We start from the raw sequence: 20,358 nt of genomic DNA, 5'->3' as shown, positions 1-20,358 counted from the left end.
CCTTGTGCCACACGGGTACCGCCCGTATTTAGGCGACAAAGCGATACACAGGAGAATACCGATGCTCAAAGGACTCGGCGGTCTGGGCGACATGGCCAAGATGATGAAATCCGCGCAGGACTTGCAGGCCAAGATGACCGACATGCAGGAAGAGCTGAACAATATGATGGTCGTTGGCGAATCCGGTGCAGGACTGGTCAAGGCCACCGCCACCGCAAAAGGTGAGCTGAAAGGTCTGGACATCGACCCATCGATCTTTAACGGCGACGACAAGGAAGTGGTCGAGGACCTGATCCTGGCCGCCATCAAGGACGCACAAACCAAAGCGACTGAACGCGCACAGGCCGAAATGGCGAAGCTGACCGAAAGCATGGGCCTGCCCGCAGACATCAAGCTGCCGTTCTGATACACCCTCCTGACGGATCATCGGCCGGGCGCCTCTGCCCGGCCCATTTGCAGGAGCACCCTCGGTGAGTTCGAACAGCGATATCGACAACCTGATCGATCTGATGGCCAAGCTGCCGGGCCTAGGCCCCCGCTCGGCCCGCCGCGCGGTTTTGCACTTGATCCGCAAGCGCGCCCTGCTGCTGACACCCCTGTCGGACGCCATGCAGCAAGTTGCCATCACCGCCCGCGAATGCCTGAACTGCGGCAACGTCGGCACCACCGATATCTGTGACATCTGCGACAGCGAGGACCGCGCGACCGGAGAGCTGTGCGTGGTCGAAGACGTGGCCGACCTGTGGGCAATGGAACGCGCAGGCGTATTCAAAGGCCGTTATCACGTTCTGGGCGGCACGTTGTCGGCACTGGACGGTGTCGGCCCGGACGAACTTCGCATTCCTCGCCTCAAAGACCGCGTGACAGCCGAGGGGATCACCGAAATCATCCTCGCCCTGAACGCCACCGTCGACGGCCAGACCACCGCCCACTACATCGCCGATCAGTTGGAGGGACAGGTCCGCCTGACCTCGCTGGCCCAAGGCGTGCCGATTGGCGGAGAGCTGGATTATCTGGATGACGGGACGATCACGGCTGCGTTGAGGGCGCGGAAAGAGTTATAGTCACTTTCCGAAATTGCAAAAGACAAATTGTTCCGCGCCAGGACACATACAAAACTGGATAAGAGTTCGACCTTGCAAAAGCCGACAGGGGATGGGCATTCTCCGATCTATACCATTCACTTTCCACGAAAGAACCCAGATTTAGCATGAAACTCTGCAATCTATTTATGGCCGCTTTCTTTCAAATTGGAACAATAACTCAGGCGGTATCTGGACCACTTTTCAACAGTTCATATGGAGACTTTTCCGTTGGGCTTAATGTTGAAAATGAAAGCGATCTTGTTGGCATATTTTCAATCGCTATGACTCTGGAAATACTGGACAGTAACAAAAAAATAGAATTCAGCTCAGGGGGAATCCTAGAAGATATAAGTTTCTTTTTTTATTCCGGGCAAAATACAATTAGCGATCAAAGAGTGACGCGACCAACTCTCGAGGGGCTTCCTGAGGAAATTGCAGAGACAGTGATGCGCCAACCAACCAATACAGAAGAATGCTATATTCAGGGGTTCACTGTTGGAAAGCAAAAGCTCGTTGTTTCAGTGCATAATGAACTCAACCGAAACACCGAGAATGTTTATCGCTGTTTCTCTGCGGCGGTTTGGTATTTCAAGTTTGGAAACATTGACGAATTTGACGCTGAAAACTGGCGTCGTACGTTAGCTGGCCTAATTGGGCACACCTCAAGTGTTTTGGCTACACAACACTCCAACCCTGTTTCACCGTAAGCTGTTTTTAACTATAGCAAAACAAATCTATCTGCCGGAGCCAACACATGACCCGCCTTCTCGCCCTCACCTTCGCCGCATTCACCGCTACCGCCGCTTGGTCACAGGAACTGATCGATAAGGGCTTTGTTGAGGGTTGGAACATCATGATGGACCCCGCGCTTGGAAATGGGTGCCTGATCCAGACGATCTATCAGGATCTCTCGGTGGTGCGTATCGGCTATGACGCGTTGGACAATCGCGGGTATTTCGCCGTCTACAACAAGGCCTGGGGCGATATTGAGCAGGGTAAGAGTTACCCAATCCGCTTCGAACTCGATGGTAAAAGCTTTGATGCCACTGCCATCGGCTTCAATCAGCGTGATGTGCCGGGCGCGACAGTGTTCTTCACCGACCGCAGTTTCGTCAACGCCATCGCGCAGAACAAAACCATGACCGTCTATAACCCGGCCGGTGAGGTGGTGATGGCGATTGATCTCAAGGGCACCGCCAAAGCGCTGGACTATGCCCGCGACTGCCAGAACCGGAAGCTCTAACGAATCGGATCGAACAGCGCGTCCTTGGCTGTGCAATCGCGGATAACGTCGCGGCCGCAAGGCACTGGATTAAGGTCGCGCGACAGGCACAGACGGACCTCTTCAATATAGCCCTGCTTGCAGGTGATTGTGATCATGTCCCGCTCTAAACCGGGATTGGCCTTCAAAAACGCCTCTTCGACCACCGAGGCGGGTAATTTGACCGATGTCTCCAATTGGCGGAACACCTGCGGACGCGCAACTCCGTCATAAGCCTGCCGAGACAGCGCGAAATAGTCGGGCGCGGACAGCCCCGAACAGGTTCCGTGCTTTTTCCACTGGTGCCACGCCAAACCCGAAGAGCCCTGAATATCCGTCATTTCGCGGGTCATGCGGCGCGTTGGCGGTGCCTCAGCCGTGCGACAGAACGCCGGCCAACCCTGGTGATATTGCGGCCACAACCCATGCAATATCCATCCATGGTCATGGCGCGCATCGCATTGATCTGATCCACGTGCATCGCCTTCGCGGGCGCACCAGTTGGGCGACCAGCTCAGTGACAGAACGTAATAGTCGAATTCACCGGCTTTCTCTCCGTCTGCCAGTGCGGCGACCGCGCTCAAGACCCACAAAATCACCCAGCGCATTCGCCTCTTCCCTTCTTGCCTTGCCGCGACTATATAGGCCCCAAGTTCCCCGACAACGGAAACCTGCCCCAAAAACCACGGGGCCGCCGAATTCCGGCGACGGGACAGATGTATTTATAGGAGACGGGCTGATGGCAAAACCGCTTATGGCCAAGGCAACAGCCGTATGGCTGGTGGACAACACCACGATCAGCTTCAAGCAGATCGCGGATTTCGTGGGCATGCACGAGTTGGAAGTTCAAGGCATCGCCGATGGCGACGTAGCCGCGGGCGTGAAAGGGTTCGACCCCATCGCCAACAACCAGCTGACCCAGGATGAGATCGACTCGGCGCAGGGTAACCCGCTGCATAAGCTGAAGCTCAAGTTCAACCCCGCTGCCAGCGGTGAAGAAAAACGTCGTGGTCCGCGCTATACCCCGCTGTCCAAACGGCAGGACCGTCCGAACTCGATCCTGTGGCTGGTCAAATTCCACCCCGAGCTTAGCGACGGTCAGATCGCCAAGCTGGTCGGCACCACCAAGCCGACCATACAATCGATCCGCGAGCGCACCCACTGGAACATTTCGAACATGCAACCGATCGACCCGGTTGCGCTGGGCTTGTGCAAGCAATCCGAGCTGGACGCCATCGTTCAGAAAGCCGCGGCCAAGAAGGCAGCCGAAGGTGGCGTCATGAGCGATGACGAACGCCGCAAGCTGGTTTCGACCGAACAGTCGCTGGAAATGGACGCAGCACCCAAGATCCCGACCGCCATCGAAGGTCTGGAAACCTTCTCGCTGTCTGACGAGCCTGTGGAAGAGAAAGAAGAAGAGCCGGTCATCGACGCCGACAGCTTCTTCAACCTGCCCAAAGGCGGGACCGAGGACGAAGACGAAGACGATCTGCGCCCCTAAGGCACAGATTGGCCCCGGTCCGAACAGGCCGGGGCTTTTTTCCGCAGGGATTCCATGCTGACCATCCTGTCCAAAATCTTTGGCCCGCACCGCGCCGTATCAATCTATGCTTTTTTGAAGACATGGGGTTTGTTGGCGGTTGCAATCGTCGGCACCATCTCGATTGCTACCGCATTGCTGGTTTTCAATGACAACGGCGCGCACGAACATGACTCGTACCTGACCGTTTCGGTTCTGTCGGCAACCCCCGTGAACGGTGACTTGAAGAACGGTGTCATAGCCTCGATTCAATTGCCGGATGGGTCGGCCACCTCCATCAACGAACCCAAAGAGCATGTCGCACGAACAGTAGGCACCACAGCCTGTGTCGAAAAACGTGTCTACGTAAACAGCGGAGAGGCACGGTACAGGTTCAAATTGCCGAGCCTGTGCGAGGCCAACCAATAAGCAAAACCGCCGGAGGTATCTCCGGGCGGTTTTTCCTTTAGATCATCTGAAACAGAATACCAGCAATGATCGCCCCGATAATCCCAAGCCCCAGATAGGTGGCAAAGACCCGTGGTTTGACCAGTGACCACACCGCTGCCATCGCAGGGATCGAGCTGACCGCACCCGCGATCATGAACGACATAGCAGCCCCCGCACTCATCCCCTGTTCTGTCAGCCCCGCTAGCAGTGGCGGTGCGACGTAGGAATTCAGATAGGCAGGCATCCCGACCAACGCCGCGATCACGATGGGTATGACACCTTCGCCCCCCACCACGCGGGCGATCAGATCGGCCGGAACATAGCTGACCAACAGCGCCTCTAACACATAAGCCAGGGCCAGCCATTTCAGCAGGAACAGCCCGTTGTGAACGAATTCCGACCGGAACCGCTGACGACGCTCAGCTTCCTGCCAGAATCGCCAGACCGGTTTGTCATCCTGTTTTGGGCCACCACAAGCGCTGCAACCGGCCGGTTTGTAGTCGCGCAGCGGTTGGGCAAAGGCGCCCGAGCGCATCAGGCCGCGCACAACGAAACCGCCGAACAGACCCAGCGCCACCGCAGCAATCGCCTTGCCTATCGCAAACGGCCATCCCAACGCACCGGCGGTGATCAACAGGGTTGGCGGGTCAATCAACGGAGAGCTGAGCCAGAACGCCATCACCGCAGACAGGGGCGCACCCAGCGCCAGCAATCCGGCAATGAACGGGATGACCTCACAGGAACAGAACGGCGCCAATCCACCAAACACCGCAGCAAGGAAGATCATCCGCGTCTCGCGCCCTTCAAAGGCGCGCGCGACCATCACCTCGGCCCCGGTCGCCTTGAGGTAGGACAGCAACAAAACGGCAAACAGGATATACTGGCCGGTATGGATCAGCGCCTTACCAGCAAAAGTCACGACTTCAACCCAATTACCAGGGTCCAGAACAGCCACGGCGGCCAGGATTGCAACGATCAATGCCCATGGGGTTTTGATCAGATCAAGCGCCTTCACGGACACTTTGGGATTTTGCGTCAATTCAGCCATCGTTCGCGGCCTTTCCCACTTCGTCCGCGCAGCATTCGGCAAGGATGAACTGCGCCAGATTTCTCAACTCGTCATAGCAGGCACGGTTGATCGTGCTGCGCCCGACTTTCTCTTGTTCCACGACACCGCCCGCGGCCAAAAACCGAAGGTGATGCGCCAAAGTTGACGGTGCTATTCCCGTCCGCTCTTGAATTTCACCAACCGTCAGGCCCGCCTGCCCGGCGCGGACCAAAGTTTTCAGAACCTTCAACCGGGCCTCGGACCCCATGGCCGAAAATCCTGCTGCAGCAGTTTCCCACATATTCGATTCTCCATTTAACTAGATTTCTAGTTATTTAGGTGAATTGAAACCCACCGTCAACCACGGCAACGTGGGAATTTTTGGAAAAGTCATAAGTCCAGATTGCTCATCTTTTAGGTCCACCCTATAAGACCTCATGGCAATATCGGTCGACACATTCTTTCTTGAGCTGAACGGGCAAGGTACGCTGCAGGCGCAGATCCAGCAGATGATTGCCGAAGGCATATTGTCCGGCAGGTTTCATGTCGGGGAAAAGCTGCCCTCATCACGCAAACTGGCCGCCCATCTGGGTGTCAGCCGGATTACGGTGACGCTGGCCTATACCGAACTGCTGGCCAATGATTATCTGACGGCAAAGGGGCGTTCGGGCTATTTCGTCTCGCAAAACGCGCCGGTGCCGCCGAAATACACCCCCCTTCAGCGCGGTGCCGAAACCGTGGATTGGGATGCTGCGCTGGCCCGCCGATTCTCGGGCGGTGACATGCTGTCGAAACCACGGGACTGGCGCAGCTATCGCTATCCATTCATTTACGGGCAGGCGGATCGCAATCTTTTTGACCACGCCAACTGGCGCCTGTGTGCCGTACGAGCCCTCGGGCACAAGGATTTCGAATCCCTCACCACCGATTACGTGGATCAGGATGATCCGCTGCTGGTCGAATTCATTGCCCGTCACACCCTGCCCCGCCGCGGCATCGCCGCCCGCCCCGAAGAGATTCTGATCACCATGGGCGCGCAGAACGCACTGTGGCTGGCCTCACGCATTTTGCTGACCCACAATCGCACCGCGGTGATCGAAGACCCATGCTATTACTCTCTGCGCAGCCTGCTAGAGCATTGGGATTGCGACGTGACTCCGATACCCGTCGACCGCGACGGGCTGCCCCCTGAGACATTGCCTGACACCGCCGACGTTATCTTTACGACGCCCAGTCACCAAAGCCCAACCACTGCAACTATGCCCGTTGAGCGTAGGCACAAATTGCTGGAACGCGCGCATGACCTGGACGCGATGGTGGTCGAAGACGATTATGAATTCGAAATGGCCTTTCTGGGCGCGCCCTCTCCGGCGTTGAAGTCGATGGACCGCGATGGCCGCGTGATCTATGTTGGCAGCTTTTCAAAATCGCTGTTTCCGGGATTGCGCCTGGGATACATGGTCGGCTCGGAACCTTTCATCCGCGAGGCGCGGGCGCTGCGTTCGTTGGTGTTGCGCCACCCGCCGGGGCACATCCAGCGCACCGCCGCCTATTTCCTGTCATTGGGCCATTACGACGCGCAGATCCGACGCATGTCCAAGGCATTGGCGCGCAGGCGCGAGGCCTTGGACCAAGCGATCGACAAACACGGGCTGACAGTGGCCGGGCGTGGCATCATGGGCGGATCATCCCTGTGGATGTCTGCCCCTGAACACGTCGACACAACGCAACTGGCCCACACGCTGCAGGGCCAGAGCGTTCATATCGAACCCGGCGCGCCGTTCTTTTCGGGGCCGGATCAGCCGAAGAATTTCTACCGTATCGGCTATTCCTCGATCCGGCAGGACCGAATTGAACCGGGTGTGAAATTGATCGCCGACGCCATCCGCGCCTGTTAGCGCCACACTGGACCTATTCCGCGAAGCGTTCTGGCCCTAACGCAGCCCTGCCCCATGGGTCAAAACCGTATCCAAGGGCGGGGCACCGGGCCCGGCCATTCCACACATGCGCGGAGATCACACACATGAAAATGACGACTGAAGAGGCTTTTGTTAAAGTCCTGCAAATGCACGGTATCGAACATGCATTCGGTATCATTGGCTCGGCGATGATGCCGATCTCGGATTTGTTCCCGAAAGCCGGGATCATGTTCTGGGACTGCGCCCACGAAGGTTCGGGCGGCATGATGGCCGACGGTTACACTCGCGCCACCGGCAAAATGTCGATGATGATTGCGCAGAACGGCCCCGGCATCACCAACTTTGTCACTGCTGTAAAAACCGCCTATTGGAACCACACGCCGGTTCTGCTGGTCACGCCGCAGGCGGCCAACAAGACCATCGGTCAGGGCGGCTTCCAAGAGATGGAGCAGATGCGCATGTTCGCAGACTGCGTTGCCTATCAGGAAGAAGTACGTGATCCGTCGCGTGTTGCCGAAGTTCTGAACCGCGTGATCATGAACGCCAAGCGCGCCAGCGCCCCGGCTCAGCTGAACATCCCGCGTGACATGTGGACCCAGGTGGTCGACATCGAACTGCCCAAAATTGTTGATTTCGAACGTCCCTCGGGCGGCGAAGATGCGGTTGCCGCAGCTGCCGAAATGCTGTCGAACGCCAAAAACCCTGTCATCCTGAACGGCGCGGGCGTTGTTCTGGCCGAAGGCGGCATCGAAGCATCGAAAGCCCTGGCCGAGCGTCTGGACGCCCCGGTCTGCGTTGGCTACCAGCACAATGACGCGTTCCCCGGTTCGCACCCGCTGTTTGCTGGCCCTCTGGGCTATAACGGTTCGAAAGCCGGTATGGAGCTGATCTCGGAGGCCGATGTTGTTCTGGCCCTCGGCACCCGTCTGAACCCGTTCTCGACCCTGCCCGGTTACGGCATCAACTACTGGCCTGCGGATGCAAAGATCATTCAGGTCGACATCAACCCTGACCGCATCGGCCTGACCAAGGACGTCAGCGTCGGCATCATCGGTGACGCCGCCAAAGTGGCCAATGGCATCCTGTCTCGTTTGAGCGACACCGCCGGCGACGAAGGCCGTCAGGCGCGTAAGGACCGCATCGCCCAGAAGAAATCGGCATGGGCACAGGAACTGACCTCGATGACTCACGAGGACGATGATCCGGGCACCTCCTGGAACGAGCGTGCACGTGCAGCCAAGCCCGACTGGATGAGCCCCCGCATGGCATGGCGCGCAATCCAGGCTGCGCTGCCGAAAGAGGCGATCATCTCGTCCGACATCGGCAACAACTGCGCCATCGGTAACGCCTATCCGGCGTTCGAAGAAGGCCGCAAGTACCTGGCACCTGGCCTGTTCGGCCCCTGTGGTTACGGCCTGCCCGCCATCGTTGGTGCGAAAATCGGTCAGCCTGACGTTCCGGTTGTCGGCTTTGCCGGTGACGGTGCATTCGGTATCGCCGTGAACGAACTGACAGCGATCGGCCGCGAAGAATGGCCCGCCGTAACTCAGATCGTTTTCCGCAACTACCAGTGGGGCGCGGAAAAGCGTAACTCGACCCTGTGGTTCGACGACAACTTCGTCGGCACCGAGCTGGACACCAAAGTGTCCTATGCCGGTATCGCACAAGCTTGTGGTCTGAAGGGTGTGGTTGCCCGCACTCAGGAAGAGCTGACCGCGGCGCTGAACCAGGCGATCGAGGACCAGAAGAACGGCATCACCACCCTGATCGAAGCCCTGATCAACCAAGAACTGGGTGAGCCCTTCCGTCGTGACGCGATGAAAAAGCCGGTTGCCGTTGCTGGCGTCGAAGCTGGTGACATGACACCGCAAGCCGGGGCCTGATCGCTGTGAAGCCCCTGCGCCAAATACTTGGGGCTGCGACCAGTTCCAAAAAGATCATCGCCCTTGCTGAGGGCGATGATCCACGTGTGGTGGAAGGTGCGCTGAAAGCGCGTGCCGAAAATGCCGCCGATATCATCCTTGTGGGCGATCACGCCAAGATCACCGCCTTGCTGGCGGAAAAAGGCGGATCCGATGTGGACGGGATTACCATCCATGACCCCGCGACATCCCCCCATACAGATCGGTTCGCCACGACCTATTATGAGCTGCGCAAGCACAAGGGCATGACGCCAGAGAACGCGCAGAAACTGATCAGAAGCCGCCTGAACTATGCCGCCATGCTGGTCCACCTGGGACTGGCTGATGGTACCGTCGGCGGTGCTGTTGAAACCACCTCGGACACTGTGCGCGCCGCTTTGCAGATCATTGGCAAAGCGCCCGACGCCCATATGGTGTCCAGCTTCTTTTTGATGATCTATGACCGCGACCACCACGCGGTTCAGGGTGTTCACATCTTTGCCGATTGCGGTCTGGTTGTTGATCCCGACGAACGGGAACTGGCCGAAATCGCGCAGGCATCGGCGGCGTCGTACCACGCACTGACCGGCCAAGAACCCCGTGTTGCCATGCTGTCCTTTTCCACAGGCGGCAGCGCCAACCATCCCAAAGTTTCCAAGGTTGTCGAAGCCACCCGGATCGCCAAAGCCGCAAGCCCGCATCTGCTGATCGACGGAGAGCTGCAGTTCGACGCCGCCTACGTGCCCGATGTTGCCAGCAAAAAGGCCAAGGATTCGCCGTTGAAAGGGCAAGCCAACGTGTTTGTCTTCCCGAATCTCGATGCCGGGAACCTTGGCTACAAGATCGCACAGCGTATTGGCGGGGCGGAGGCCATCGGGCCGGTTCTGCAAGGACTGGCGAAACCAGCAAACGACCTGTCACGCGGCTGTTCGGCAGATGATGTTCTGCACATGATTGCAGTGACCGCTGTTCAGGCCCAGCACGACGATGCCGAGCCCGAGACATGCTGATCCGGAACCAGCATAACTTCGGCGGCATACTCGCCGATGACGCCGCTGCGTCAGGAAGGACCGTCGAATAAATGCTGGCCATGACCCAGATTTCAAATCTTGTCGGTGTAAACGCCACCCAAAAGGCCCGCACCCTTTTCCCGGGCATTCTGGTGGCGATCATCGTTGCCGTATCTGCCAAATTCCTGTCTGAGCATTACGCGACGCCAGCCATGCTGATGGCTCTACTTTTGGGCATTGCGCTTAGCTTTTTGGGGGAAGAGGGTAAAACCGTCCCTGGTATCGGCTTTGCCGCAAAATCGCTGCTACGCCTGGGCGTGGCGCTGTTGGGTGTTCGGGTTTCAATGACGCTGATGATGGGGCTGGGCTGGGACCTGATCGCTCTGGTCGTGGGCGGGGTTCTAGCAACAATTGGCTTTGGCCTTCTGGTTGCCCGATTCTTTGGCCACAAATGGCGCTTTGCCTTTCTGACCGCCGGTTCTGTCGCGATTTGCGGGGCCTCTGCCGCGATGGCCATCAGCGCCATTCTACCCAAGGATGAACGATCCGAAGAGCGCCTGATTTTTACCGTTCTGGGCGTCACCGTTCTATCGACCATTGCGATGATCGCCTATCCGATCTTAGTGCGCATTCTGGGCATGAGCGATGTCGCAGGGGGCGTGTTTCTGGGCGGTACGATCCACGACGTGGCGCAAGTGGTCGGCGCAGGCTTTTCGATCTCGGAACAGACCGGCGATACTGCAACGCTGGTGAAACTGATCCGTGTGGCGATGCTGGCCCCGGTGGTTCTGGTCGCGTCGCTGATCATCCGCGGCGTTGCTGAAATGGATGAAACCGGCAAACGGCCCCCGATCCTTCCGGGCTTTGTCCTTGGTTTTCTTGTTCTGGCTACCGCCAGCTCGTTCGGCCTGATCCCGCCTTTCATCACTGAACTGCTTAGCCAGGCATCGCGGTGGCTGCTGCTGATCGCCATCGCGGCGGTCGGCATGAAGACCAACCTGAAACAAATCTTGTCGGTCGGCGGCGCAGCCATTGCCCTGATCGTCTTAGAAACTCTTTTCATTGCAGGAATTATCCTAGCCGGAATAACTTTCCTGACCTGATCCGCCCCGACAGAAGGACGCCAGATGACCATCCAGCAACCGAAGATAGACACCAGCCCTAAAGTCTCGGACGAGGTTCGGCGCACCACCTGTTACATGTGTGCCTGCCGCTGTGGTATCAACGTTCATATGAAAGACGGCAAGGTCGCCTATATCGAAGGCAACCGTGATCACCCGGTGAACAAGGGCGTTTTGTGCGCCAAGGGCTCGGCCGGGATCATGCAGGTCAACGCGCCGTCGCGGCTGCGCAAGCCGCTGCGCCGAGTTGGTCCGCGCGGCTCGGGTGAGTTTCGCGAGATCGAATGGGACGAAGCGATCAGCACTGCCGTCGGTTGGCTGAACGAGTTGCACGAAACCGCGCCACAAAAACTGGCCTTCTTCACCGGTCGCGATCAAAGCCAGAGCTTCACCAGCTTCTGGGCACAGAATTTCGGCACCCCAAACTATGCGGCCCATGGCGGTTTCTGCTCGGTCAACATGGCGGCGGGCGGCATCTATACGATGGGTGGTGCGTTCTGGGAATTCGGTCAGCCTGACTGGGATCACACCAAGCTGTTCATGCTGTTCGGCGTGGCCGAGGACCATGACAGCAACCCGATCAAGATGGGCCTTGGCAAGATCAAGGCACGGGGCGCGCGGGTGATCGGGGTCAACCCGATCCGTTCGGGATATAACGCTGTGGCCGATGATTGGGTCGGGATCACGCCGGGCACCGATGGGCTGTTCATCCTGTCGCTGATCCACGTGCTGATGAAGGCGGGCAAGATCGACCTTGATTACCTCAGCCGCTACACCAACGCGCCGGTTCTGGTGAATGCCGCCGAAGGCCCCGAGAAAGGCCTGTTCCTGCGCGACGCCGATGGAAAACCGCTGGTGATCGACCGCACCACAGGCGAGCTGACCGCCTTTGACAAGCCGGGTGTGCGCCCTGACCTGTCGGCGACTTACGAAAAAGATGGCGTCACCCACCGCCCGGTCTTCCACCTGATGGCGGACAAATACCTCAGCGACGACAACGCGCCCGAGGCCGTGGCCGAACGCTGTGGCATCCCGGCGCAACGCATCCGCGCCATCGCGGCCGAAATCGCCCGTGTTGCCTTTGACGAAGCAATCGAACTGGACCACGAATGGACCGATTTCCGGGGTGAGAAGCACTCCAAGATGATCGGTCGTCCGGTCAGCTTCCATTCGATGCGCGGGGTATCGGCCCATGCAAATGGGTTCCAGACCTGCCGCGCGCTGCACGTTCTGCAAATCCTGCTGGGCACTGTCGAAGTGCCCGGAGGTTTCCGTTTCAAACCGCCCTATCCCAAACCGGTCGAGGCGCACCCGACACCGCATGGCGACCGCCGTCCGGGCCGACCGCTGAACGGGCCGCATCTGGGCTTTCCACGCGGTCCCGACGATCTGCTGCTGGACGATGACGGCAGCCCCATTCGCATCGACAAGGCGTTCACCTGGGAAAACCCGATGTCGGCCCACGGGCTGATGCATATGGTGATTTCAAACGCTGCTGCGGGTGATCCCTACAAGATCGACACGCTGTTTATGTACATGGCAAACATGTCGTGGAACTCGTCCATGAACACCAAAGGCGTGATGGAAATGCTGACCGCCAAAGATGATGACGGAAATTACGTCATTCCGAACATCATCTATTCCGATGCCTATTCCTCGGAAATGGTGGCCTATGCCGATCTGGTCTTGCCCGACACCACCTATCTGGAACGGCATGACTGTATCTCGCTTCTGGACCGTCCAATCTGCGAGGCTGATGCCGCCGCCGATGCGATCCGCTGGCCGGTGATCGAACCCGATCGCGACGTCCGCGGGTTCCAGTCGGTGTTGATCGAACTGGCCAACCGCATGAACCTGCCCGGCTTCACCAACGAAGATGGCAGCGCCAAGTGGAAGGACTATGCCGACTACATCGTCAACCACGAACGCCGCCCGGGCATTGGCCCGCTGGCCGGTTTCCGTGGCCCAGATGGCGACAAGGAAGGGCGTGGTGAGGTCAACCCGGAACAATTGAACCGCTATATCGACAACGGCGGCTTCTATGTCGCGCATATTCCCGAAGGTGCGGATTACTACAAACCTTGGAACGCAGCCTATCAGGACTGGGCCGTGGGCATGGGTATCTATGACAGCCCGCAACCTTACCTTTTCCAGCTTTATTCGGAACCGATGCGCAAATTCCAACTGGCGGCCGAAGGCCATGGTGAGAGGCAACCACCCGAGCATCTGCGCCAGCGCATCAAGGACACGATGGACCCGCTGCCGATCTGGTACGAGACCGATCAACAAGGCAACGAAGGTTTCACCGTCAACGCCCTGACCCAACGCCCTATGGCAATGTACCATAGCTGGGGCACCCAGAACGCTTGGCTGCGCCAGTTGCACGGGCGCAACCCTCTTTATGTCCCGACCAAACTGATGCGCGAGCACGGGCTGCAGGATGGTGACTGGGCCAAGGTCAGCTCGCCGCATGGGGCAATCACGGTGCCGGTCATGGAAATGGCAGCGCTGAATGAAAACACCGTCTGGACCTGGAACGCCATCGGCAAGCGCAAAGGCGCCTGGGCCCTGCAAGAGGACGCGCCCGAGGCCACCAAAGGCTTCCTGCTGAACCATCTGATTCACGAGCTGATGCCGCCGAAAGGCGATGGCATGCGGTGGGCCAACTCCGACCCCATTACCGGTCAGGCCGCCTGGTTCGACCTGAAGGTCAAAATCGAAAAAGCCGAAGCCCCGGGTGACGCCGAAAGCCAACCGGAATTCGATCCTATAAAATCGCCGGTGGGAACCGGCCCGAAAGATCTGGCGTGGAAGGTAGGCAAATGACCCAACTCCCCCAATCCACCGAACGTAAGATGGGTCTGGTTATCGACCTGGACACCTGCGTTGGCTGCCATGCCTGCGTGATTTCCTGCAAAGGCTGGAACACCGAAAACTATGGCGCGCCGCTGTCGGATCAGGATGCCTATGGCGCCAATCCGTCGGGCACCTTCCTGAACCGTGTGCATTCCTACGAGGTGACACCGGATGAGGGTCACGCACAGCTGATCCATTTCCCCAAATCCTGCCTGCATTGCGAAGACGCGCCCTGCGTCACCGTGTGCCCCACCGGGGCCAGCTATAAGCGGGTCGAGGATGGCATCGTTCTGGTCAATGAAAGCGACTGCATCGGCTGTGGCCTATGCGCGTGGTCCTGCCCTTATGGCGCGCGCGAGCTGGATCAGGCGGAAGGTGTGATGAAGAAATGCACCCTGTGCGTTGATCGCATCTACAACGAGAACCTGCCCGAGGTGGATCGTGTCCCCTCTTGCGTGCGCACTTGCCCCGCCGGGGCCCGGCATTTCGGTGATCTTGGCGATCCTGACAGCGACGTCAGCAAACTGGTGGCTGAGCGTGAGGGCATGGACCTGATGCCGGAAATGGGCACCAAACCCGTCAACAAATATCTGCCACCCAGGCCCAAGGATCAGATCGAGGATCAGATCGACATTCTGGCCCCGCTGCTGGCCCCGGTCGCCGAAGAACCCAAAGGATTCCTTGGCTGGCTCGACAAAACTCTGGAGAAGCTCTGATGCATCCCGCACCTTCCGTCATCGTCTTCACCACCCTCTCGGGCCTGGGTTTTGGCCTGCTGTTTTTCCTCGGCCTCGGCTTGCCCGTCGTCACCGGCTGGGTCGCCTTTGCGCTTTTTGCCATCGGCTTTGGTCTTTCCGTCGGCGGCTTGCTGGCCTCGACCTTCCACCTGGGCCACCCGGAACGCGCGATGAAGGCTTTTACGCAATGGCGGTCAAGCTGGCTCAGCCGTGAAGGCTGGTGCGCAGTCATCGCCCTAGTCCTGATGGGGCTTTACGCCATCGGCGCGGTGTTTTTTGGGCAGCGCTGGGGCGCTCTGGGCGTTCTCGGTTCCTTGTTCTCACTGGCAACAGTGTTCACGACATCGATGATCTATACCCAGCTCAAGACCATCCCGCGCTGGAACATGAAGCTGACACCCACCATGTTCCTCAGCTTCAGCCTTGCGGGCGGGGCGCTTCTGTCCGGGCAACTTGCTTGGGCGATGCCGTTGTTGTTGATCGCCGGCGCGGTGCAACTGATGTACTGGCGGCAAGGGGACAAGGCCTTTGTCCAATCCGGCACTGATCTGGGCACCGCTACAGGCCTGGGCGGGCGCGGTTCGGTTCGGGCGTTTGAACCACCCCATACCGGCACCAACTATCTGCTGCGCGAATTCGTCCACGTGGTCGGGCGCAAACACGCCGAAAAGCTGCGGATCATCTCGTTCACGTTGGCCATTTTCGTACCGCTGATCCTGTTGATGCTGCCATTCCATCACATACTGGCATTGCTCGCCGTCCTATCCCATCTGACCGGCGTTGCAATTTCCCGATGGCTATTCTTTGCACAGGCCGAACACGTCGTCGGGCTGTACTACGGAAAACGATAATAAAAGGGGGCTCTCAGCCCCCTTCTTTTTTAGCCTGACAGGCCAATCCGTCTTTTCCAAGGGATTGCCAACCGGGTGAAACCACCCGGCCAGGCTGGGATCAAATCAGACCGGCATGGGCCATTGCGGCATCAATAGCGGCCTTGGTGTTGTTTTCCAGCGGTGTCAGAGGCGAGCGGACCTCGTCACTGCACAGACCCAGTTTGCTAAGCGCGTATTTTGCCCCGACCAGACCCGGCTCGAGGAAAATCGCCTCGTGCAGGGGCATCAGGCGATCCTGATATTCCAGCGCCTTGGCAAAATCGCCTGCCAACGTTGCCTGCTGGAACTCGGCGCAAAGCTTCGGTGCGACATTCGCGGTCACCGATATGCAGCCAACACCGCCATGCGCGTTAAAGCCCAGCGCGGTCGCGTCTTCGCCGGACAGTTGGCAGAACGCGGGCCCACAAGTCGCACGCTGCTGGCTGACGCGCGCCAGATCACCAGTGGCGTCCTTGACGCCCACGATGCGCGGCAATTCAGCCAGTTCACCCATGGTTGCCGGGGTCATGTCGACGACCGACCGACCGGGGATGTTGTAGATGATGATCGGAATATCGGCGCAATCATGCAGCGCACGGAAATGTGCCACCAGACCCTTTTGGGTCGGCTTGTTGTAATACGGCGTCACCACCAGTGCCGCATCGGCACCGATCCGTTCTGCGAATCGCACAAAGCGGATTGCCTCAACCGTGTTATTCGACCCCGCCCCGGCGATAACCGGAACACGACCAGCGGCCGCTTTGACCACCTCTTCCACAACGGTTTCATGCTCTTCATGACTAAGGGTCGGGCTTTCACCGGTGGTGCCCACAGGAACCAGCCCGGTCGAGCCTTCCTGAATCTGCCATTCCACCAAGTGTTTGAGCGTCTTCAGGTCCAACTCGCCGTTTGAAAACGGTGTGACGAGGGCTGGCATTGAGCCTTTGAACATGACACGCTCCTTAGTGTGCAGTTTGTGTTTTTTGTGCCCAAGGATCGTCACAATCATGGCGATGTGAGTTGATACCGTCGGCACAAGGTTTATCCTGAATGGCTCTATCCTTGGTTGGTTGGGAAATGCAAGGCATGACACGCGTTCTAGCGCTTTTGATAGCAATGATTCTTGGGTCAATGGGGCAAGCGCAGGCCGACTCGGTCGGTGATCTGCGGGCCGGGATGAACGAAATGCGTAAGGGCGACTGGAATGCCGCCCTGCGGGTTTCGGGCAATCGGGGGTCGGTCAGCCGCGATATCATTGTCTGGCACTGGCTGCGCGAAGGCTATGGCAGCTCTGGCGATGTGCTGGTGTTTCTGGAACGCCGACCGGATTGGCCGGGTCTGGCCTGGCTGAGGCGCAAAAGCGAGCCGGTCTTTACCGGTGCTGATCCCGATCGGGTCTTGAAATTCTACGCCGACGTACCGCCGCAAACCGCCGAAGGGGCGCTGAACTATGCTGTCGCCTTGATGGCCAAGGGGCGCGAAGGTGATGCCGAGGCTGACATTGTAGCTGCATGGCGCACCATGCCGATGGGTAAGGGTCTGCAGAAGAATTACCTTGAGAATTTCAGCAAACTGCTGAAACCCCACCACGCGGCGCGGCTGGACCGGATGCTGTGGGACAACCACTTGGTCAGCGCGGGGCAGATGCTGCCCTTGGTCAGTGCCGATCAGCGCAAGCTGGCCGAAGCGCGGATTGCCCTGCAAAAACGCCTGCCCGGCGTCGATGGCAAGGTTGCAGCCGTTCCGAAATCCCTGGCCGACGCGCCGGGGTTGGCCTTTGACCGTTTTGTCTGGCGCGACCGGAAAGAGCTGGACGACAGCGCAATTGACCTGATGTTGGCACGCTCGACCGGGCCTGAGGCGCTGGGTGAACCTGACAAATGGGCCGAGGGCCGCCGCCGTCTGGCCCGGCTTGAGATGCGCAATGGCGACGTGAATCGCGCCTACCAGATCGCTGCGAACCATCACATGACGCCGGAAATGGGCTATGCCTATGCCGATCTGGAATGGCTGGCGGGGTTCTTGGCCCTGCGCAAGTTGAACGATCCGGCCACAGCCGTGCGGCATTTCCAGAACTTTTCAGGCGCGGTGCAGTCTCCGATCTCGAAAGGGCGCGGCGGATACTGGCTGGGTCGGGCCTATAGCGCGCAAGGCGATGTCGACAAAGCCTATGAAGCTTATGCGATGGGCGCGGATTACCAGACGTCGTTCTATGGCCTGTTGGCGGCTGAACGCATTGGACGACCGTTTGACAGCGAATTGGCCAACCCTCGCCGCGCGCCGCATTGGAAACAGGCGGAGTTTGCCGACTCCAGCGTGTTGGAAGCCGGGCTGCTGCTGTTGCGTGCGGGCGAAGATAACCTGTCCGAACGCTTCCTAACCCATCTAGTAGAAGAACTGGATCAGGTGCAGGCGACGCAATTGGGCGATCTGGTGATCGAACTCAAGGAGCCGCATCTGGCGGTGATGATCGCCAAACGGGCGGCGAAAACGGGCGTTGTTCTGCCCGCCGCCTATTACCCGGTGCATCCGGTAGCCGATATGGGCCTGCCCATGGCGAAAGAGATGACCTTGGCCATCGCCCGTCGCGAAAGCGAGTTCGACCCGGTGGTGATCAGCGGCGCGGGCGCGCGCGGGCTGATGCAGGTGATGCCTGCCACAGCACAACTGGTAGCTAAGGAGCTGGGAATTCTCAGCGGTCACAAGACAATCAAGCTGACCTCGGACTGGCAATACAACGCCAAGCTGGGCGCCAATTACCTGTCCGGGCTGGCAGAGGATTTCAACGGCAATGTTGTGATGATGGCCGCAGGCTATAATGCCGGGCCGCGCCGTCCGATATCGTGGATGGATCGATATGGCGATCCCCGCGCCGGTGAGATTGACGTGGTCGACTGGATCGAGACGATCCCGTTCAGCGAGACGCGCAACTACGTGATGCGTGTGGCCGAAAGCCTGCCGGTCTATCGCGCGCGCCTGGGCCAGCCCGCTCTGCCGATCCCCTTCTCGCAGGAATTGGTCGGCTCAACCCTGGCGTCGTTCGCGCCATAGGGTGAACAGACCCGCCGCCACGACCAAAGCTGCGCCCAGAACGACCTCTGGCCGCAGCGCCTCGCCAAAGACCGTGATGCCCAAAATCGTACCCCAGACCAGGTGGAAATAGGCAAAGGGCTGCACCGCGCTGGCCTCGGCCATCTCATAGCATTTGATCAGCAGCCAGTGGCCTAACACGCCGCTGACACACAACACCGCCATCCAGACCCAGTCCGGGCGGGCCATCGGTTCCCAGAACCACATTCCCACCGAAGTCATCGCAACAGCACCCGCAATTCCAGTCCAGAAAAAGCTGGTGGCCGCACTGTCCTTACGGGCAGCGAACCGGGTCAGTAGACCATAGAGTGCAAACATCAGCGCGGATATGAGCGGAACGATGGCCCACGGGTTGAACACCCCGACCCCGGGTTGCAGGATGATCAGAACCCCAATGCAACCGACACCAATAGCGGACCAGCGTCTCCAACCTACTTTCTCACCAAGCACCGGTCCGCTTAAGGCTGCGACCAGCAATGGATAACAGATAAACACAGCCATCGTGTCGATCAGGCCAAGAACGGTGAACGCAAACACGGCCACGCAAATCTCTGCCGCCAGCAAGACGCCACGAAACACCTGTAGCCCAAGCTGGCTCGTCTGCGCTGCGGCCCGTAACCCGCCCGGCGCGCGCGCTGCCAGCGCAATGACAAACGCGGCGAAGAACCAGTAGCGGATCATCACAACCATGTAGGTGTTGTAGGTCCCGGCCAGATGGCGCGAGATACCGTCCTGCAAGGCAAACACGATGGTGGCCGCGATCATCAGGCCAATTCCGGCCCGCACGTTATTCTGCTGCGTCATGGCTTGCGCGCCCGGGTCATATGACGCTTGCGGCCATAGCCGGGGGTTCGGGCGACGGTAAAGCCCGCCTCTTCCAGCCCGCGCCGCACAAATCCGGCGGCAGTGTAGGTGGCTGCTGTGCCCTCGGCTGCCGTATGATCCGCCACCTGCTGCATCAGATCAGCCCCCCACAATTCAGGGTTCTTTGCCGGGGAAAACCCGTCCAGAAACCATGCATCTGCCCGACCAGCCCAGTCAGGCAATGTCTGACGAGCGTCGCCCTCGATCACTTCAAGGCGCAGGGTCCCCAGATCGCACCCGCCACTCTGCCACTGCGCCAGAAAACGGTCGCTCCACGGTGTCAATTCGGGGAACGATGCCATTGCGCGGGACATGTCCTCGGGCGTCATCGGAAAGGCTTCGAAACTGGTGAAGGTCAGGGGCGTGGTTTGGCCAGTTTTCTCCCATTCGGACCACACAGTCAGCATGTTTAGACCCGTGCCAAAACCCAACTCGGCGATACGAAACCCCGGCGCAAATCGCGCGGGCAGATCATTACCCGCCAGAAAGACATGCCGCGTTTCCTCCAACCCGTTCTGCAACGAATAATAAGGATCGTCGAAACGGTCCGAGACCGGGATCTGATCCTCGGTCCATGTCAGTTCGGCGCGCTGGTCTGCCATCGGGGAATCCTGTAGCTAAGCGG

Annotated in this window: 20 protein-coding genes; 14 read left to right on the top strand and 6 right to left on the bottom strand. The window is 58.9% G+C overall.

Features of this window, described 5'->3' with window-relative positions; translation table 11 throughout:
- Positions 1–61 precede the first annotated feature (61 nt).
- From GOX21_RS15360 to GOX21_RS15345, 4 genes are all read left to right on the top strand, one after another.
- Positions 62–406 (top strand): YbaB/EbfC family nucleoid-associated protein, encoded by a 345-nt coding sequence (locus GOX21_RS15360; protein ID WP_170350997.1) that lies wholly within the window; start codon positions 62–64, stop codon positions 404–406.
- A 64-nt stretch (positions 407–470) separates the two neighbouring features.
- A complete protein-coding gene (recR, locus tag GOX21_RS15355) occupies positions 471–1,064 on the top strand; it encodes a recombination mediator RecR (RefSeq protein ID WP_170350998.1) in 594 nt (197 codons plus the stop codon).
- Between the two features lie 146 nt (positions 1,065–1,210).
- Positions 1,211–1,792 (top strand): hypothetical protein, encoded by a 582-nt coding sequence (locus GOX21_RS15350; RefSeq protein WP_170378355.1) that lies wholly within the window; start codon positions 1,211–1,213, stop codon positions 1,790–1,792.
- Between the two features lie 47 nt (positions 1,793–1,839).
- Entirely contained in the window at positions 1,840–2,328 is a 489-nt protein-coding gene (locus GOX21_RS15345; RefSeq protein ID WP_170378354.1) for a hypothetical protein, read from the top strand.
- Here GOX21_RS15345 and GOX21_RS15340 read toward each other — a convergent pair.
- Positions 2,325–2,954 (bottom strand): ribonuclease T2 family protein, encoded by a 630-nt coding sequence (locus GOX21_RS15340; protein WP_170378352.1) that lies wholly within the window; start codon positions 2,952–2,954, stop codon positions 2,325–2,327. The two genes, GOX21_RS15345 and GOX21_RS15340, sit on opposite strands and share 4 nt — an antisense overlap.
- A gap of 131 nt (positions 2,955–3,085) precedes the next feature.
- Here GOX21_RS15340 and GOX21_RS15335 point away from each other — a divergent pair, with 131 nt between their 5' ends.
- Together GOX21_RS15335 and GOX21_RS15330 are read left to right on the top strand one after the other, a co-directional pair.
- On the top strand, positions 3,086–3,847 hold the full coding sequence (locus GOX21_RS15335) for a DUF1013 domain-containing protein (protein ID WP_170351002.1): 762 nt from the start codon (positions 3,086–3,088) through the stop codon (positions 3,845–3,847).
- 54 nt (positions 3,848–3,901) lie between these two features.
- On the top strand, positions 3,902–4,294 hold the full coding sequence (locus GOX21_RS15330) for a hypothetical protein (RefSeq protein ID WP_170362307.1): 393 nt from the start codon (positions 3,902–3,904) through the stop codon (positions 4,292–4,294).
- Positions 4,295–4,331: 37 nt separating this feature from the next.
- Here GOX21_RS15330 and GOX21_RS15325 read toward each other — a convergent pair whose 3' ends face one another.
- The gene (locus GOX21_RS15325) at positions 4,332–5,363 is read right to left on the bottom strand and encodes a permease (protein ID WP_170378350.1); all 1,032 of its coding nucleotides are present in this window, start codon (positions 5,361–5,363) and stop codon (positions 4,332–4,334) included.
- Complete coding sequence (locus GOX21_RS15320; RefSeq protein ID WP_170328866.1) at positions 5,356–5,664, bottom strand: ArsR/SmtB family transcription factor; 309 nt, start codon at positions 5,662–5,664, stop codon at positions 5,356–5,358. The genes GOX21_RS15325 and GOX21_RS15320 overlap by 8 nt, the downstream gene beginning before the upstream one ends.
- Before the next feature lie 136 nt (positions 5,665–5,800).
- Here GOX21_RS15320 and GOX21_RS15315 point away from each other — a divergent pair, with 136 nt between their 5' ends.
- From GOX21_RS15315 to GOX21_RS15285, 7 genes are all read left to right on the top strand, one after another.
- Positions 5,801–7,261 carry a PLP-dependent aminotransferase family protein gene (locus tag GOX21_RS15315; RefSeq protein WP_170351005.1) on the top strand — a complete coding sequence of 487 codons (1,461 nt, stop codon included), beginning with the start codon at positions 5,801–5,803 and terminating at the stop codon, positions 7,259–7,261.
- A 125-nt stretch (positions 7,262–7,386) separates the two neighbouring features.
- Entirely contained in the window at positions 7,387–9,165 is a 1,779-nt protein-coding gene (xsc, locus tag GOX21_RS15310) for a sulfoacetaldehyde acetyltransferase (protein WP_170378348.1), read from the top strand.
- A gap of 5 nt (positions 9,166–9,170) precedes the next feature.
- Positions 9,171–10,193, top strand: a complete 1,023-nt coding sequence (gene pta / locus GOX21_RS15305; protein ID WP_170378346.1) for a phosphate acetyltransferase — start codon at positions 9,171–9,173, stop codon at positions 10,191–10,193.
- Between the two features lie 80 nt (positions 10,194–10,273).
- Positions 10,274–11,296: a YeiH family protein gene (locus GOX21_RS15300; RefSeq protein WP_217353045.1), complete on the top strand. Its 1,023-nt coding sequence runs from the start codon at positions 10,274–10,276 to the stop codon at positions 11,294–11,296.
- 24 nt (positions 11,297–11,320) lie between these two features.
- Positions 11,321–14,140, top strand: coding sequence for a molybdopterin oxidoreductase family protein (locus GOX21_RS15295; RefSeq protein ID WP_170378342.1), 2,820 nt, complete (start codon positions 11,321–11,323; stop codon positions 14,138–14,140).
- Positions 14,137–14,886 (top strand): 4Fe-4S dicluster domain-containing protein, encoded by a 750-nt coding sequence (locus tag GOX21_RS15290; protein ID WP_170362313.1) that lies wholly within the window; start codon positions 14,137–14,139, stop codon positions 14,884–14,886. The genes GOX21_RS15295 and GOX21_RS15290 overlap by 4 nt, the downstream gene beginning before the upstream one ends.
- Positions 14,886–15,758: a dimethyl sulfoxide reductase anchor subunit family protein gene (locus GOX21_RS15285; protein WP_170378340.1), complete on the top strand. Its 873-nt coding sequence runs from the start codon at positions 14,886–14,888 to the stop codon at positions 15,756–15,758. The genes GOX21_RS15290 and GOX21_RS15285 overlap by 1 nt, the downstream gene beginning before the upstream one ends.
- 100 nt (positions 15,759–15,858) lie before the next feature.
- Here the strand turns inward: GOX21_RS15285 and dapA are convergent, their stop codons facing one another.
- The gene (gene dapA / locus GOX21_RS15280; protein ID WP_170378338.1) at positions 15,859–16,731 is read right to left on the bottom strand and encodes a 4-hydroxy-tetrahydrodipicolinate synthase; all 873 of its coding nucleotides are present in this window, start codon (positions 16,729–16,731) and stop codon (positions 15,859–15,861) included.
- 134 nt (positions 16,732–16,865) lie between these two features.
- Between dapA and GOX21_RS15275 the strand changes: the two genes are divergently transcribed.
- A complete protein-coding gene (locus tag GOX21_RS15275) occupies positions 16,866–18,830 on the top strand; it encodes a lytic transglycosylase domain-containing protein (RefSeq protein WP_170378335.1) in 1,965 nt (654 codons plus the stop codon).
- Here the strand turns inward: GOX21_RS15275 and GOX21_RS15270 are convergent.
- Positions 18,804–19,673 (bottom strand): DMT family transporter, encoded by an 870-nt coding sequence (locus GOX21_RS15270; RefSeq protein ID WP_170362317.1) that lies wholly within the window; start codon positions 19,671–19,673, stop codon positions 18,804–18,806. The two genes, GOX21_RS15275 and GOX21_RS15270, sit on opposite strands and share 27 nt — an antisense overlap.
- Positions 19,670–20,335 carry a tRNA (5-methylaminomethyl-2-thiouridine)(34)-methyltransferase MnmD gene (mnmD, locus tag GOX21_RS15265; protein WP_170378333.1) on the bottom strand — a complete coding sequence of 222 codons (666 nt, stop codon included), beginning with the start codon at positions 20,333–20,335 and terminating at the stop codon, positions 19,670–19,672. Before mnmD ends, GOX21_RS15270 begins: the two co-directional genes overlap by 4 nt.
- Between the last annotated feature and the right edge of the window lie 23 nt (positions 20,336–20,358).

It is taken from the genome of Ruegeria atlantica (assembly GCF_013032005.1).
GTDB classification, from domain to species: domain Bacteria; phylum Pseudomonadota; class Alphaproteobacteria; order Rhodobacterales; family Rhodobacteraceae; genus Ruegeria; species Ruegeria atlantica_A.
This window is presented reverse-complemented; position numbering and strand designations above follow the sequence as displayed.

Coding starts and splice junctions, on each gene's coding strand:
- GOX21_RS15320 (WP_170328866.1), bottom strand. CDS start 5,664: ATGTGGGAAACTGCTGCAGCAGGATTTTCGGCCATGGGGTCCGAGGCC.
- GOX21_RS15290 (WP_170362313.1), top strand. CDS start 14,137: ATGACCCAACTCCCCCAATCCACCGAACGTAAGATGGGTCTGGTTATC.
- GOX21_RS15345 (WP_170378354.1), top strand. CDS start 1,840: ATGACCCGCCTTCTCGCCCTCACCTTCGCCGCATTCACCGCTACCGCC.
- GOX21_RS15350 (WP_170378355.1), top strand. CDS start 1,211: ATGAAACTCTGCAATCTATTTATGGCCGCTTTCTTTCAAATTGGAACA.
- mnmD (WP_170378333.1), bottom strand. CDS start 20,335: ATGGCAGACCAGCGCGCCGAACTGACATGGACCGAGGATCAGATCCCG.
- GOX21_RS15275 (WP_170378335.1), top strand. CDS start 16,866: ATGACACGCGTTCTAGCGCTTTTGATAGCAATGATTCTTGGGTCAATG.
- GOX21_RS15325 (WP_170378350.1), bottom strand. CDS start 5,363: ATGGCTGAATTGACGCAAAATCCCAAAGTGTCCGTGAAGGCGCTTGAT.
- GOX21_RS15340 (WP_170378352.1), bottom strand. CDS start 2,954: ATGCGCTGGGTGATTTTGTGGGTCTTGAGCGCGGTCGCCGCACTGGCA.
- GOX21_RS15315 (WP_170351005.1), top strand. CDS start 5,801: ATGGCAATATCGGTCGACACATTCTTTCTTGAGCTGAACGGGCAAGGT.
- xsc (WP_170378348.1), top strand. CDS start 7,387: ATGAAAATGACGACTGAAGAGGCTTTTGTTAAAGTCCTGCAAATGCAC.
- dapA (WP_170378338.1), bottom strand. CDS start 16,731: ATGTTCAAAGGCTCAATGCCAGCCCTCGTCACACCGTTTTCAAACGGC.
- GOX21_RS15360 (WP_170350997.1), top strand. CDS start 62: ATGCTCAAAGGACTCGGCGGTCTGGGCGACATGGCCAAGATGATGAAA.
- GOX21_RS15330 (WP_170362307.1), top strand. CDS start 3,902: ATGCTGACCATCCTGTCCAAAATCTTTGGCCCGCACCGCGCCGTATCA.
- GOX21_RS15335 (WP_170351002.1), top strand. CDS start 3,086: ATGGCAAAACCGCTTATGGCCAAGGCAACAGCCGTATGGCTGGTGGAC.
- GOX21_RS15295 (WP_170378342.1), top strand. CDS start 11,321: ATGACCATCCAGCAACCGAAGATAGACACCAGCCCTAAAGTCTCGGAC.
- GOX21_RS15285 (WP_170378340.1), top strand. CDS start 14,886: ATGCATCCCGCACCTTCCGTCATCGTCTTCACCACCCTCTCGGGCCTG.
- GOX21_RS15300 (WP_217353045.1), top strand. CDS start 10,274: ATGACCCAGATTTCAAATCTTGTCGGTGTAAACGCCACCCAAAAGGCC.
- GOX21_RS15270 (WP_170362317.1), bottom strand. CDS start 19,673: ATGACGCAGCAGAATAACGTGCGGGCCGGAATTGGCCTGATGATCGCG.